The sequence below is a fragment of the Endozoicomonas sp. ALD040 genome, assembly GCF_049275945.1.
Lineage (GTDB): Bacteria > Pseudomonadota > Gammaproteobacteria > Pseudomonadales > Endozoicomonadaceae > Endozoicomonas_A.
The window spans coordinates 82,941-100,434 of sequence record NZ_CP184829.1; the positions used below are offsets into that span (position 1 = coordinate 82,941).

A 17,494-nucleotide genomic window follows, 5' to 3' on the forward strand; every position below is an offset into this window, starting at 1 on the left:
CGATAACAAAAGCAGTGAGATCGCAGAATGACAACTATTCACCCCACTGCATTAAGCCTTGCAGTGGCCATTGCAATCAGCTCTTCCATCATCAGTACACAGGCACTGGCCGATCGCAGACTGCAGACGAAATCTTTTGACATTCTGGACAATGAATCTGTGGAGTTTATCCAGAGTGAGGTCATAGTTCAGCCAACTTTAGGTCATGACCAGCAACCCATACCCAAATCTTTTACAACCACCTACCCAGATCAGACTGAAGCCGTAGCAGGCTACGAGGCTCCTTCTGAAGGCTTCACAGACGTTCTTTCCGGCATCGAAGGTGGCGTTTCCAGTGTTGATCTGTTTGTAACGGACGATAATGACGTTGCTCAGAAATACACCAAAGTCCTCAAGGTCGGTGATGAGGGGATCTTCAAATTCACCCATAATCTTGCGGAAAAGAAACTGGTCATTGAAGTTAGAAAAGGAATGACCGATCAGAATTCAATTTCGGCTGTTCGTGCTCAATCAAGTGATATCCAACCACTGGAACCGTTTACGAAAGTCGCCGACCCTGAACATCTGGTCGGCGTGCTGAAAGGTGCGAATGAAAGAGCAGGAAGTCTTGGCGAAATTGATAACTATGTTGCCCTTGCCACTATTGAAGTAGACCAGGTTGAAGTGAAAGGGCGCACCTTTATGCGACTGATCGCTGCAGGCGATGAGCCACCAGAACTGCAACGTCTGGGTCAATCGCTCTTTGTCAATGATGAGGTGCTTTTAGCAGCAGCCACCTCTGCCTATGCCCAGGTTCATGTTCTGAGAGAAGATTTACAACAGGAAACTCTGAATAAACTCTTGTCCTGCCAGAAACCCGTTGGCTATGTTATCTACGCTGAGGATAACACGCAGGCTCTCCCTGTGCCTGCAGGCTTTCCAAAACTGGAAGTGACTGAGACTCCGGGGGAGATTATTGTTTTCCGTGGTCAGAAGCAGAATCCGACGGATATCGCTTTTATGGAAGCTATCTATGACGTCTGGATGGAAGAGTTCCGCAACAGTCCTCGCCCTCGAGAAACGATACAGATTAAAAAAGACCGGCTCAAAAGCTACCAGTACAACATTAGAAGCAGGCAGATGGCAGTGCTCGAGGAGTTAGCTGCAGAGCACGAGAAGGGCATTGTCAGTACAACAGGTACGTCTTTTTTATACTTTGGCAACGTGGTGACACTTGCATACTATGAATATCTCCAGCAGGCATTGACCTGTGCCAGTTCAGATCGAGCCGATGAATTTAAATTAACAATACCACAGGTCAGATTTGTTTCGTCGTTCATCACGCCGACCTGGATGCATGTCGAACTTGTCAAACGCTTCAGCTTCAAACCCGTACTTGGAAACCTTCTGAATAACCGGTATTTCATTCAGAATATTCATCAAATAATTAAATCCGATACCACCGTATTTTCTGACGATTATTTTGACGATCCTTCCAGCGAACAGGAAGGCTTTGCTTCCAAAGTCAAGCGCAAATTTGCCATGCAGCTGATTGAAATGGAAAACGAGCTGGAAAAGCTGAGGGTAAAAGAGGCCGAACTCAGCGATCAAGACGAATTAACAGAACTAATACATTACTATGAGGATAAGCTTGAACAGCTTCGTGCCAGAGTAGAAGAGCAGGAAAACCAGATAAAGACACTTCGATGGGAAGACGATCAAATTCAACTGCTAAAAAAACATGTGCGCAATGATGCCGCAAAAGCTCACAACGCGCAACTGGCAGAAGAGCTTGGCATTGATGACTGGGATGTCACTCAACCCCCCGAAGAACAGTCCAGAATTATCAGCAGAAAAATTCATGAAATCCACCAATCAGTTGCCACAAGGCTTGCTGCAACAGAAGCTGGAACGCCAAGCCACCGCCCTGAAGTACTTCGGAAACTGACTGCTGTAGAAAAAGCACTGAACATGGTCGACCTCAATAGCGAGGGGGATGTCTATGATCGCCGGAACGCCATTTCTGAGAAAATTCAGACATACCTCAAGGAGGCCAAACGGCGGACAGAAGAAGAGGCGCTGGATGTGCTGAAAACTGCAGAAGAAATACTCGAGATCCAAGTCAGTGAAGGTGATAACAACCTGGAACGACTTGAAAGGGTTCGTGATAAGCTTCTGGAGGATGATGTCATCGAAAAAATGACGGAGTATCAATTTCAAGCCCTCTGGAGAGAAGATCCCAAACCTGATTACGAAAGAAGGAAAGGTAAACTTGAGAAGCTCCAGCTTTGCGTGCGTATTACCTCTTATGTTGAAACGGATGAGCTAGCCACAAGACGACAGATAAGGATGCTTGAAGCTGTAGAGAACAGGCTGGGCATCGACAAGAACGAAAACGCTCCTGCTAAAGAAAGAGGCATGGCTTTCATTGCTAAAATGGCCGACGGCCTGGAAGTAGAATTAAAGAAAGATGCCAGTATGCGTGAACATATGATTGCTATGTTAAAAAGCCTTTCAGAATTAAAGTTTGACGCAATCAGGCGCTGTAAAGATGAACCTGTCTCAGGAGATAAAAACAATGCCTGTCAGAATGACCGGATCAGTCTCGTTGATAAAACATTCTCAAAAATGATTAGAGACGTTTTCAACGTCGTTGAGCCTACCATTAATGAACATATCGCAGTCATTGAGAATGAGCTTGACAGGCAAATGGCTCTGCTGGGACCAAAACCCCGATACGTTCTTGATCACGAAGTAGCCAGAGCCAGGCGAGCAGTAAAAGAAGCTGAAAATGAGCTGGAAAAAGCAAACTACAATATGGATGTTTTGCTCCAACGTACCCCGGAAGACATTGCTATCAATCAGGCAATGAAACAGTATCAGACCCAGCTGGGTCTGCCTGCAGGTGACGAGCAAACCAACGAAGAGCGGGCAGAGGACATCATATATTACCTGCTGGGATACAGAGTAGACATACGAGATAAAATCATTGAGGAGCTGAAAGCCAAAACCAATCTGCGCGTCTGGATAAAAGGCGACCCCGCTTCGCTGGAAGAAGCTGATGATTACGTTCTTACTTTTAATGGTTATTCATATACTCCGGGTCGGGAAACAACCGGTGAAATGGAAAGATTGTGGAATGAACTGCCTTTAACCAGAAAAAAGTACACTCAAGTCACGGAATTCCTGCGTGAGCACGACAGGAAAAGTATCGATTTAGCCAACGCAATGGCTGAAGAAGTTGCTGCACGAGAAAATCTGGTTCGCAAAGAACAGCAGATGTTCGACTATGAAAACATCAATAGGAACCCATCAAGCTCCGATAAAATCGATCGGGATCGGCTGAATTCAGCCATGAATCGTAAATATCAAGCTGCATTAATTGCAAAACAGGACCTGGCGGATCATGACGCGCTTCTTGAAGCCACTGAAGCAGCTGTGGGTCTTAAACCAGACGCTTCTGACACTAATGAACAACGGATTAATGCCCTGAGAAACAAACAGGTAGAACTGGGTGGTGACGATGGTACTGGCGGCAAGATCCAGCAACTGATTGAGGAACCGTCCCTTTATATGCGTCTGGAAGCTGAACTTGAAGCCAGTAAAGCAGACGTTGTGAGAATGAAAAATGTCCTGAAGGTTGCCGAAGAAGCCGTCAAGAATGACCGCAGTCCCATCCAGTACACAGAGAGACATGCAAAACTGCTGACCGATATGAACGACTTCATGCAGCAGCACCCTCTCAAAAAACAAGCTCTGCAAGCCGCAATTGGCCTGCACCTGGCAACAATGGAGAGCGATAAAGCAATGCCATTTCTTCCGGTTTTCAATTTTGACGATGAATTCGCATCCATTCGCGTAAAGGCATTGGCTGGAGACACACTGACATTTAAACAGGCCAGTCGGATTGTGGAAGTTTTTAAGAGCCTGAAGACCAGCTTTCCGAAATACCCTGTCCAGCCCCTGTACGGCCAGCCCAGGGATGCGCTGGATGAAGTTGATATTCTGGTGCTCAAGGCCATGTCTCAGATGGAAATAGGGTCTCAACAATTCAAGGACGAAATTCGCGCCATGGGCAAAACAGACATTCACTTCGTCGAGCATGAACCTGAAGATCTGGAAAGCTTCCCGGAATACTTTGCTGCCCATTCTGCCAGTGCTAACAAGATCGTTACTCTGCTGCGGGAAGGCTTGATCAGCAAGCTTGAACTTGAGAACTATATAAAGGCCGTCAGAGGTGTTGATGGTTATCAGACAGTGGCCGAATTTGAACACTTGCTTGGCTACAAACAGGGCGTCGATGTGCCTCGCTTCAAAGTCGTTGTCAGGACACTGTCTGATGAGGGAGCTGATGAATTCATGCAGACTGCCTTTAATCCTGTGACCGTGACGGCCACTCACCCGGCGGGTATGAAAGAGTCTGTTGTCGGCATGAAAGAGTATGCAGCTGCGGTCATCGCCAACTATGTTCTTGACGATATTGCCTTTGACAATGGCCGCAGGACAGCAGCCTTCCTGAGCAATGTTCAGGATACCCTGACAGCTTATACCAATGTTGCTGGCCTGTCTGAATCAGACCTGATCAAGGCAATCCATAACACATTGATGCTGGCTCATGCCGCAGCGGTTGAGTGGCAGCTCAAGGATTACTGGGTCAAACCATCAGCTTTTCTGGTACAGGCTGTCACCTGGTACTACACCAGTTACAAACCCCTGCTGGCGACCCATACCGTCTGGCAGGCTGCCGATCTGTCCCTGTCGAACATGGCATTCCTCTATCTTCTGGATCTGACCAACAGGGGTGATTACCTGCACCGGATGCTCGTACCTTTTCAGCACTGGCTGGAACGCTATGGTGTTGATCTTGACCGAACCGCACAATATGCCCACCACAAAGGAATTGAAAAAGTTTCTGAACTGGGCGGACTGGCCATGCCATTGGGCAAGGCCGCTTCTGCAGTGATTCTGTTGAGAACCGGCTCCATGTTGTTTGCCAGACATTACAACGCCAACCCGCAAATGTATCGCAGCATTTTCCGTCTGCTGCCCGAAATAGTGCAATCCATGGGTTCCAGGCAAGGGATTCAGGTACCCCTGCTGCACAGGGTAACACCACAAACAGCGAAAACGCTGGCCTCCGCCACAGCTGGTCTGGTGCTGGGCCCAGTTTCCACCGTCGGAGCATACGCCCACGGTCTCATAGCCGGATTTACCTGTGCTCAAACGTTCGGATTTGCTCTGGCATCGGGTCTCACTTTCGACTTCTTTATGAACGACAACAAGATGCTCACTCAATGGCTGGGTGGACCTCTGGGCCGCACTCTTGACAGGATTAATCGCTGGCGAGGCGCAGGTGAAACGGACGATGAATATGTGATGCGCACCGATACTGCTTCGCCTCAACGCTTCGGTGAAACCGATGCAGCCTATACAGACCGTGTTGAAGCAAATGACATGATACATGGCTGGACTCGACACGAAAATTACCTGCAATTCCGTGAACGCCGCGATCACACCATGAAACTATTTGAGAATGGCTGGGAGAAATACTTCAGGGAAAATGTGCCCAAATGGTCGTTTTCCCACGCAGAAAGTATTCCTTACTCCCACACTCTGGGTGCCTTCTTCGAGGCAGTAAAATGACATATCTCCGCCCTGGTGTATTAAGCCTTGCAGTGGCCGTTGCCGTCAGTGCTTCCATGATAGCTACACCGGCACTGGCCGGTCGCAGGCTGCAGACGAAATCTGTCCATTTTCTGAGCTATAGACATGCGGAGTTTACCCAGAGTGAAGTCACTGTTATGCCAGCTGTAGGGGATGACCAGCAGTCAATACCCAAATCCATTAACACCCTCTACATTGATCAGAATCATGACAGAACGAGCTACAGTATTCACTCTGTAAGCTTTACAGACATTCTTTATAATATCTATGGTGGCGTTTCCACTGTTGATCAGTTTGAAACAGGCGAGAACGACGTTGCTCAGAAATACACCAAAATTCTGAAGGTGGATAATAAAGGAATCTTCAGGTTCACTCATAACCTTGGAGAAGAGAAACTGGTCATTGAAGTCAGAGGCAGAATGACCGACGAGGATTCAGTCTGGGCTGTCCGTCGTCGATTAGTTGGCATTAAATTATTAGAACCATTAACGAAAATCGCCCACCCCCAACTGCTGCATGCTGTGCTGGGAGCAGCTGATGACAAAGCAGGAGACCTTGGCGCAAGTGATCACTATGTCGAACTTGCCACCATTGAAGTAGAAAAAGTTGCAGTGAATGGGCGTACCTTCATGCGTCTTATCGCTGCGGGCGATCCGCCTCCTGAGCTGCAACGTCTGGGTCAATCACTCTTTGTCAATGATGATGTTCTTCTGGCAGCCGCCGCCTCTGCCTACATCCAGGTTCACGTTCTGAAAATAGGTTTACAACAGAAAGCTCTTAATGAACTGTTAGCGCACAACAAACCCGTCGGATATGTTGTCCACGTCGAGGGTGACAAACAGCTTTGTCCTGTGCCCTCGGGTTACCCAAAACTGGAAGTAGCAGGAGCTCCGGGGGAGGTTATCGTCTTCCATGGTCAGAAGCCGAATCCGCATGATCTCACTTTTGTAGAAAACATCTATAACCTCTGGAAAGAAGCGGAGGCTGACTACACCATCCCGTCAGCGGCAACAAAAGTTAAAAAAGGTAAGGTCGAAACCTACCTGTACGTGATTCGAAGCAGGCAGATGGCAGTGCTGGAGGAGATTGTTGCGCGGCACGGCGCTGAAGAGCCAACGACGCTTACAAACGAAGATAAACGGGCATTGAATACACTTGCATGCTACGAATTTCTCCAGCAGGCATTGGTCAGTGCTACTCCAACTCTGGCATCTCCAGCTGCTGAATTTGAGCTCACAACAGAACACATCAGAGTCGCTTCGTTAGCCATCACGCCAACCTGGCTGCAGATGCAATTCGCAAAATACTTCAGCTTCAAATCCGTGCTTGGAGATCTTCTGACGAACCAGGATTTTGTTCAGAGTATTCTGAGCCCCGTTGCCGCCGAATTACGGGCCGATGTGGCTTACCAGGACGATCCGTTTGCGGCCAAAGTCAGTGCCGACATGGCCAGACAGCTGATTCAGAGGGAAAAAATCCTGGCACTTAAACTCAGGCAAAAAATTGAAGTTAAAGCTGAGCATGACCTTGCGCGGTCTCTTTCATTGCAGGAAGGACTGCAAAACCAGTTACAGAAACTTCAGCAGGAAGTCGCGGAAATTCCGGCACTAAAACAGGAAGTTCGTAATGCCAGAGAAAAAGCCATAAAAATTCGCAACATTGAGCTGGCAGAAGCCCTTGGTATTGATCACTGGGATGATACCCAGTCACCCGAAGAGCAAGCCATACGCATCAGAGAGAGACTTAATGACAAAGACACTGTAAAAACAAATCTGGCCGCTATTGAAGGCCAACTCGGTATTACTCCCGATAATGAAAACGACCTGGGTGCCCGCTTTCAGTCCATTCAACAGCACCTGTCGGCACTGATACAGCCAATACACAACAGAGTTCATATTCTTACAGATTCGAAAGAAGAACTGGAAGACATCAGAACACCAGACCATACCAAAGCCATGCCTGAAGTAGTAGAGAAACTGACGGCTGTGGAAAAAGCCCTGAAGATGGATGACCTCGATAGAAAAGACGATGTCTATGACCGTCGTCACGCCATTTCTGAGGAAATTCAGACATACATCACTGATGTCAGACAGAATGCAGAGGAAGAGGCGCAGCGTATACTGAAAATCATAGAAGAAATCGTCGGGATCAAAGTCAATGAAGATGATGGCAATGCAGAAAGACTTAACAGGGTTCGTAGCAAACTTGAGAGCGATGATGTCACCGAAAAAATGCTGGCTGATATAGATTACAGGGTCCGGAAAAAAAACATCGCACCGACGTACGAAACAGGGAAATTAAAACTTGCGAGGCTGCAAGGGCGTCTTAACTTTCTTGTCGAAGACGCTGATGAGTTAATCACAAAACAACAGATAGTGCTGCTTAAAGTTGTAGAGGAAAAGCTGAACATCGACATTAGCGAAAACTCTGCGGCTGAAGAAAGAGGCCAGCATTTCATTGCTACACTGGCCGATGTCCTGAAAGTAAAATTTAGAAAAGATGCCAGCCTGGATGAAAAAAAGGATGCTCTAAGTACCAAAATTTGGTTATTAACGGATGAAGTAGACGAACTCTATAACCATGAAAGTGTCAAAAGAGACAGAAACAATGAAATAGCTCTTCAACTCAACATTGAAAATTATAAAGAAGATGCTCCTCTCAAAGACCAGAACCGTCTGATTACAGCGACACTCGCGCGGCTGGATGAAGAAGTTTTCAATGCGGGTCAGCCCGATGTTAATGAGCACGTTGCAGCCATTGAGAATGAGCTTGACAGGCAAATGGCTCGCCTGGGACCTAAGCCCCGATACGTTCTTGATCGAGAGCTGGCCAGAGCGAAAGTAAGCATAGAAGAAGCTGAAACTGAGCTGGAGGAACTTCATCGCAAACTGGATGCTGTTGATCGTAAACAGGTGGTATTCACAGATTCTACTGACGTCCCCACCGACAGAGATAAATACATTACGGCTCTCAATAAATCACTGAAACGCATTCATGCCAGGTTTGGCCTGACTCAGAATGATAATCAAACCCCTGAAGACCTATTAAACGACATCGAACGCTTTCTTCAGGAAAGCGAATACTATGCAGAAAAACGGGTTGGCCTCATTCATCAGCTGAACACTAACATTAGAGCCCTGAAAATCCCTTTTGAGTTTGACCATGATAATTATTTAGAAGGATCTAATTACATTAATGCCATTAGAGACTGTCAAGCGTCTCATGGTAAGGATAAAGTCAATCACGCAGAGGGCGAACTGCCAGAAACCAGGAGAAAGTACACTCAGGTTACACAGTTCCTGCATGAGCACGATTTTAGAGAAATGGAGTTGGCCAGTGCCAAGGATGAAGAAAAGCAATCACAAGCGCCTCTGGATACTGAAAATCAGGCGATTGACAACTCCAAAGACATAGATCCGAAAACTAAAACCAAACTTGAGCACAATAAAGAAATAATGGACAAAATAGTAAAAATATCAAAAGCACTGGAAACTCTGGAGGATCATGAAGCAAGTCTTAAAGTCATTGAAAATAATCTGGGTCTTAAGCCAGACTCCACTGCTACCCATGACGCCCGTATTGATGCCCTGAGAAACAAACAGCTGGAACTGGGTGGGGATGATGGTTTTGGCGGCAAGATTCTGCAACTGACACGGAAACAGCAGAATCTGAAAAGAGCAGCAGAGGGCAAAAAAGCGGAATTAGAGATATTAAGGGAAGCCCTGAGAGCTGCAGAGGAAGCCGACGAAAATGACGGTGGTCCCTTCCAGTACTCACCAGAGGAGCTGAAAAGCTTCTCGGAATACTTCGCTACCCATTCTGCCTGTGCTAACAAGATCACTACTCTGCTGCAGGAAGGCTCAATCAGCAAGGTTGAACTTGACAACTATATAAAGGCCGTCAGAGGTGTCGATGGTTATCAGACAGTGGCCGAATTTGAACACTTCCTTGGCTACAAACACGGTGTCGACGTGCCTCGCTTCAAGGTTGTTGTCGGGATACTGTCTGATAAGGGAGCTGACGAATTCATGCAGACTGCCTTTAATCCTGTGACCGTGGCGGCCTCTCACCCGGCGGGTATGAAAGAGTCTGTTATCGGCATGAAAGAGTACGCAGCTGCGATTATCGCCAACTACGTGCTTGACGATATTGCCTTTGAAAATGGCCGCAGGACGGCAGCCTTCCTGTGCAATCTTCAGGATACCCTGACACCTTATGCCAATGTTGCTGGCCTGTCTGAATCAGACCTGATCAAGGCAATCCATAACACATTGATGCAGGCTCATGTCGCAGCAGTTGAGTGGCAGCTCAATGATTACTGGGTCAAACCTTCAGCTTTTCTGGTACAGGCTGTCACCTGGTACTACACCAGTTACAAACCCCTGCTGGCGACCCATACCGTCTGGCAGGCTAACGATCTGTCGCTGTCAAACATGGCATTCCTCTACCTTCTGGATCTGACCAACAGGGGTGATTACCTGCACCGGATGCTCATACCCTTCCAGCACTGGCTGGAACGCTATGGTGTTGATCCTGACCGAACCGGGCAATATGCCTACCACAGTGGAATTGAACAAGTCTCTGAGGTAGGCGGGATGGTCATGCCGTTGGGCAAGGCCGCGTCATCAGTCATTCTGCTGCAAACCGGCGCTATGCTATTTGCCAGACAGCACAACGCCAACCCGCACAGGTATCGCAGCATTTCACGTCTGATGCCCGAAATAGTGAAATCCATGGGTTCCGGGCAAGGGGTTCAGGTACCCTTGCTGCACAGAGCGACACCGCAAAAAGTAAAAACTCTGGCCTCGGTCACAGCCGGTCTGGTGCTGGGTCCGGTAGCCACTGTCGGAGCATACGCCCATGGCCTTATATCTGGATTCACTTATGCTCAAACCTTCGGATTCGCTCTGGCATCGAGTCTCACTTTCGACTTCTTTATGAACGACAACAAGATGCTCACTCAGTGGCTGGGTGGACCCCTGGGCCGCAGTCTTGACAAGATAAATCGCTGGAAAGGCATGGGGGAAACGCAAGATGAATTTGTGAAACGTACCGCTATTGCCTCGCCTCAACGCTTCAATGAAACTGATGAAGCCTATACAAACCGTGTTAAAGCAGGCAACAGGATGCATGGCTGGACTCGACATGAAAATTATCTGCAGTTCCGTGACCGCCGTGATCGCACCATGAAGATGTTCGAGAATAGCTGGGAAAAATACTTCAGGGAGAATGTGCCCAAATGGTCGTTTTCCCACGCAGAAAGTATTCCTTACTCCTGCACTCTGGGTGCTTTATTCGAGTCAGGGACTGAAGCGCCTGAGGAAGCCTCTACAGCCATGAATGCATTCCTTCCCTGAAAAACCACTCAATTATACGGGCATTGGGCTTTACCACTGCGAACTGAATTCGCTTCTGGCGGATTCCTCACTTTGAACTAAATTCACTCAACAGCTTGCCGGAACAACCATGAGCGATTGACGGCTATGAACCGTTGTAATGTGCTTCCTCTCCAGGTATGGCAATCACTTTTCAAGATAACAAAAGTACTCAGCTCTGAGGTAGCAGAATGACAAATATCCGCCACAATGCATTAAGCCTTGCAGTGGCCGTTGCGATCAGCTCTTCCATCATTAATACAGAGGCACTGGCTGCTCGCAAACTGCAGACGAAAGCCTATATTTTGGGCAGCGGAAATGTTGTGAAACTTCGTAGTGAGGTCATGGTTCAGCCAACTTTAGGTGATGACCAGCAGCCAATACCCAAATCTTTTACCACCACGTACCCTTATGAGCCTTCAGAAGGTCAGGGCTTTATCTCTACTACTATGAGTTTTACAGAAATTCTTTATGGTATTGGTGATGGTGTTTCCAGTGTTGATCAGTTTGAAACAGGCGAAAATGACGTTGCTCAGAAATATATCAAAGTTCTCAAAGTAGGCGATGAGGGAGTCTTCAGGTTCACCCACAACCTTGAAGAAAAGGAACTGGTCATTGAAGTCAGGGGCGGAATGACCGATCAGGATTCCGTGGAGGTTGCTCGTGATCAATTAGTTTGGAGTTCATCATTACAACCGTTAACGAAAATCGCCAACCACCTGCAACTGGCTAAAGTTTTGAGAGCCGCTGCAGAAAGAGCAGGAAACCTCGGCTCAAATGATCACTATGTTGGCCTTGCCACCATTGAAGTTGAAAAAGTTGAAGTGAATGGGCGTACCTTCATGCGCCTTATCGCTGCGGGCGATCAACCCCCTGAACTGCACCGTCTGGGTCAATCACTCTTTGTCAATGATGAGGCTCTCCTGGCAGCTGCCGCCTCTGCCTATATTCAGGTTCATGTCCTGGAAGAGGATTTACAACAGGAGGCTCTGAACGAACTACTGGCACACAACAAACCTGTCGGCTACATAGTAGACGCTGAGGATGCCAAACGGGTTTATCATGTGCCTGCGGGTTATCCAAAGTTGGAAATAGCAGAAGCTCCGGGGGAGAATATTGTTTTTCATGGTCTGATGCAGAATCCGGATGATGTCGCTTTCGTAGAAAACCTCTATAAATTCTGGATAGAAGCTGAGGGTAATAATCCCGTCCCTGCAGTAAAAGCAGAGCTTAACAAACGCAAGCTCAAAAACTACCGGTTCGTCATTCGAAGCAGGCAGATGGCAGTGCTGGAGGAGTTAGTTGCACGGCACGATGCAGTCATTGACAAAGATCAACTAACGACACTTTCAAACGAAGATAAACTGGCGGCGCGTTCGCTGGTATATTACGAATCCCTCCTGCAGACATTGGCGCTGGCTTCTCCAGATGAGGCAAATGGATCAGGTGAATTTGAGTTCACACCAGAACACATCAGAATCGCTTCATTAGTCATCACACCAACCCGGATTTACAGGCAACTCATAGAACACTTCGGCTTCAAACCCGTACTTAAAAATCTTCTGATGAACCCGCACTTTTTTCAGCATATTCGCAAAGTGTTACCCGTTGTCGGCGATATCAAAGAAGCACAGATCGATCCTGAAAAAGACGAAGAGTTTACTTTCAGAGTCATGACCGACATGGCGAGACAGCTGTTTGAGTTACACAACAACCTGGAGGAGCTGCGGATAGAACATGCCAAACTGGGCAAGCTAAACGAAAAAATATTTCGTGAAACGGCAGCAGAACTTGGTATTTATAATTGGGATAATACCCAGACACCAGAAGAACAAGCCAGACTTCTCAGAAATAAAATTCATGAAACCACCCAGGAGTTGGTCACAACCTTTGCTGCAGTAGAACAGCCTGACTATGAAATTATAATTACAATACTGACAGCCGTTGAAGATCAGTTCGGTATGACCCCGAACAATAAAAACGATCTTGTTGCCCGCTTTCAGTCTGTTCGGCAGCATATACAACATAAGACAGACCTGACCGACGATGAGGCTCCGCAGAGACTGACAAACCTTGAAAGTAATCTCGGCCTGATCTCTAACGACAAAGATACCCCGGAAACCCGTCAGCAGGCCATTCTGCAGCTCCTTGAACAGCAGGAAGCTTTGGTCCAGCGATATCTTCTTCCGAGAACCATTATAGAAGCTGGAAAAGCAGCCGCAATCAAAGCCCGCTACGCAACCATTGCCGCACATTTAAACATTCAGGATTTTGATAGCAATGCAGATGTTGACGCTCAGCAAGAACACCTGCTTCAAAAAATCGAGGAAATGAATGCTCACAAACAACTCATGCTTCAGAAAATCAAGACAATGGATATTCAACAAGATGTCCTGCTTCATAGAATTGAGACACTGCATGGCCAAGATAATTCTTACACCGAGGCCAAACAAAATGCTCTGGCAGAAATTCTTGGTATTAAACTGAGTAAAAACAGCGTAGAAAAGAATCAGGACGTCCTGGAAAAAGCGGTATTCAGGGTGGTCCACAATCTTGCACGCCTGGAAAAAAAACTGAAAGAGATCAGAACGCCAGACCGCCTCAAACCCAGCCCTGAACTACTTCAGAAACTCACTGCTGTGGAAAAAACCCTGAAGATGGTCGACATCGATAGCGAGGGCGATGTGTATGATCGTCGGAACGCCATTTCTGAGAAAATTCAGACATACTTTAACGAGGCTATGCAGCGGGCAGAGGAAGGGGCGCTGGATACACTGAAAACCGCAGAAGAAATACTCGGGATCCAGATCAGTGAAGGTGATAACAAACTGGAACGACTTGACAGGGTTCGTAAAAAACTTGATGACAATAATGTCCTCAAAAAAATAACGGAGCAACAGTATTATGCCCTCTGGGGAGAAGATACCAAACCTGCTGATTACAAAAAAAGGAAATGTAAACATGAGAAGCTCCTGCTTTATGCCCATCTTACCTTTTATGTCGAAGATGCAGATCAGCTAGCCAAAGGACGGCAGAGTGAGATGCTCATGGCTTTAGAGCGCATTCTGGGCATCTCCGCGTATGAAAGCGCTGCTCTCAGGAAAAGGGACAAGGCTTTAATTGCTAAACTGGCCGATGATCTGAAAGTAGAATTAAAAAAAGATGTCAGCCGAAAAAAACAGGTGCAAGCCCTAAGGTCCAGAGTTTCGGAATTAAGGTTAAAAGTATCCCACCGCTATGAAGATGAAGATTTATCAAGAAATATTAACAATGAAATTGCTCATCAACTCAACATTGAAGACTATAACAATAATGCCTGTGTGAATGATCAGACCAATCTCATTGAAGAAACACTCTCAAAACTGAGCAAAGAAATTTTCAAAGTGGGTCGGCCTACCGTTACTGAGAGCGTCGCAGTCATTGAGAATGAGCTTGACAGACAAATGGCCCGACTGGGGCCAAAACCCCGATACTTACTTGATCGTGAGGTAGCCAGAGCCAGGCGAGCAGTAAGAGAAGCTGAAAATGAGCTGGAAATGGCTGACCGCAACATGGATATTTTTCTCCAACATAACCGGGGTAATATCGCTCTCAATCAGGGAATGAAACAACTTCAGACCGAGCTGGGCCTGTCTGCAGGTGACGAACAAACCAATAAAGAGCGAGCAGAGGAGATCATAAATTTCCTGCTGGGGTACAGTGTAGACGTACGAGATAAAATCGTTGAGAAACTGAAAGCCAAAACAAATCAGTACGTCCGGATACATTTCGACCCCACTTCGCTGCAAGAAGCTGACTACGTTTTTCATGTTAATGGCTATACATACACTCCGCTTCATGCCGCAGCCGATGAAATCGATGGAGTACGGGGTGAACTGCCTTTAACCAGAAAAATGTACGCTCAGGTCACGGAGTTTCTGCATGAGCACGACAGGAAAAGTATGGATTTAGCCAATGCAATGGCTGAAGAAGTTGCTGCACGAGAAAATCTGGTTCGCAAAGAACAGCAAATGTTCGACTATGAAAACATCAATGGACACCCATCAAGCTCAGATAAAATCGATCTGGATCGGCTGGATTCAGCCCTGCATCATAAATATCAAGCTGCATTAAGTGCAAAACAGGACCTGGCGGATCATGACGCGTTTCTTGAAGCCACCGAAGCAGCCGTGGGTCTTGAACCTGACACTTCTGACACCAATGAACAACGGATTAATGCCCTGAGAAACAAACAGTTAGAACTGGGCGGTGATGATGGTACTGGCGGCAAGATCCGGCAACTGATTGAGGAACCGTCCCGTCAGATGCGTCTGGAAGCTGAACTTGAAGCCAGGAAAGCAGACGTTGTGAGAATGGAAAAAGTCCTGAAGGTTGCCGAAGAAGCCGCCAGGAATGACCGCAGTCTCATCCAGTACTCAGAGAAACAGGCAAAACTGCTGACCGATATGAACGACTTCATGCAGCGGCACCCTCTCAAAAAACAAGCTCTGCAAGCCGCAATTGGCCTGAACGAAGCAGCAATGCAGAGCGATAAGACAATACCATTTCTTTCGGTTTTCAATTTTGACGATGAATTTGCACCCATTCGCGTGCAGGCAATGGCCGGAGACAAACTGACGTTTAAACAGGCCAGTCGGATTGTGGAAGTTTTTAAAAGCCTGAAGACCAGCTTTACGAAATCCCCCGTCGCCTCCCCGGAAAATCGGCCCGAAGACGTGCTGGAAGAAATCGAGATTATGGTGCTCAACGCCATGTATGAGATGGAAATAGGGTCTCAGCAATTCCAAGACGAAATTCGCGACATTGGCAAAACAGCCATAGACTCCGTTGGGCATGAACCGGAAGACTTGAAAAGCTTCTCGGAATACTTCGCTGCCCATTCTGCCAGTGCTGACAAGATCATCACTCTGCTGCGGGAAGGCTTGATCAGTAAAGTTGAACTTGAGAACTATATAAAGGCCGTCAGAGGTGTTGATGGTTATCAGACAGTGGCCGAATTTGAGCACTTGCTTGGCTACAAACACGGTGTCGACGTGCCTCGCTTCAAAGTCGTTGTCGGGATACTGTCTGATGAGGGGGCTGACGAATTCATGCAGACTGCCTTTAATCCTGTGACCCTGACGGCCTCTCACCCGGCGGGTATGAAAGAGTCTGTTATCGGCATGAAAGAGTACGCAGCTGCGATTATCGCCAACTACGTGCTTGACGATATTGCCTTTGAAAATGGCCGCAGGACGGCAGCCTTCCTGTGCAATCTTCAGGATACCCTGACACCTTATGCCAATGTTGCTGGCCTGTCTGAATCAGACCTGATCAAGGCAATCCATAACACATTGATGCAGGCTCATGTCGCAGCAGTTGAGTGGCAGCTCAATGATTACTGGGTCAAACCTTCAGCTTTTCTGGTACAGGCTGTCACCTGGTACTACACCAGTTACAAACCCCTGCTGGCGACCCATACCGTCTGGCAGGCTAACGATCTGTCGCTGTCAAACATGGCATTCCTCTACCTTCTGGATCTGACCAACAGGGGTGATTACCTGCACCGGATGCTCATACCCTTCCAGCACTGGCTGGAACGCTATGGTGTTGATCTTGACCGAACCGGGCAATATGCCTACCACAGTGGAATTGAACAAGTCTCTGAGGTAGGCGGGATGGTCATGCCGTTGGGCAAGGCCGCGTCATCAGTCATTCTGCTGCAAACCGGCGCTATGCTATTTGCCAGACAGCACAACGCCAACCCGCACAGCTATCGCAGCATTTCACGTCTGACGCCCGAAATAGTGAAATCCATGGGTTCCGGGCAAGGGGTTCAGGTACCCTTGCTGCACAGAGCGACACCGCAAAAAGTAAAAACTCTGGCCTCGGTCACAGCCGGTCTGGTGCTGGGTCCGGTAGCCACTGTCGGAGCATACGCCCATGGCCTTATATCTGGATTCACTTATGCTCAAACCTTCGGATTCGCTCTGGCATCGAGTCTCACTTTCGACTTCTTTATGAACGACAACAAGATGCTCACTCAGTGGCTGGGTGGACCCCTGGGCCGCAGTCTTGACAAGATAAATCGCTGGAAAGGCATGGGGGAAACGCAAGATGAATTTGTGAAACGTACCGCTATTGCCTCGCCTCAACGCTTCAATGAAACTGATGAAGCCTATACAAACCGTGTTAAAGCAGGCAACAGGATGCATGGCTGGACTCGACATGAAAATTATCTGCAGTTCCGTGACCGCCGTGATCGCACCATGAAGATGTTCGAGAATAGCTGGGAAAAATACTTCAGGGAGAATGTGCCCAAATGGTCGTTTTCCCACGCAGAAAGTATTCCTTACTCCTGCACTCTGGGTGCTTTATTCGAGTCAGGGACTGAAGCGCCTGAGGAAGCCTCTACAGCCATGAATGCATTCCTTCCCTGAAAAACCACTCAATTATACGGGCATTGGGCTTTACCACTGCGAACTGAATTCGCTTCT

At 47.5% G+C, this 17,494-nt stretch carries 3 protein-coding genes; all 3 read left to right on the top strand.

Translation table 11 applies throughout. The features are described 5' to 3' along the window. Positions 1-27: 27 nt before the first annotated feature. Positions 28-5,622, top strand: coding sequence for a hypothetical protein (locus ACOJUN_RS00135; RefSeq protein WP_422134667.1), 5,595 nt, complete (start codon positions 28-30; stop codon positions 5,620-5,622). Next, complete coding sequence (locus ACOJUN_RS00140; RefSeq protein ID WP_422134668.1) at positions 5,619-11,000, top strand: hypothetical protein; 5,382 nt, start codon at positions 5,619-5,621, stop codon at positions 10,998-11,000. The genes ACOJUN_RS00135 and ACOJUN_RS00140 overlap by 4 nt, the downstream gene beginning before the upstream one ends. Before the next feature lie 209 nt (positions 11,001-11,209). Then, a complete protein-coding gene (locus ACOJUN_RS00145) occupies positions 11,210-17,437 on the top strand; it encodes a hypothetical protein (protein ID WP_422134669.1) in 6,228 nt (2,075 codons plus the stop codon). Positions 17,438-17,494: the final 57 nt, after the last annotated feature.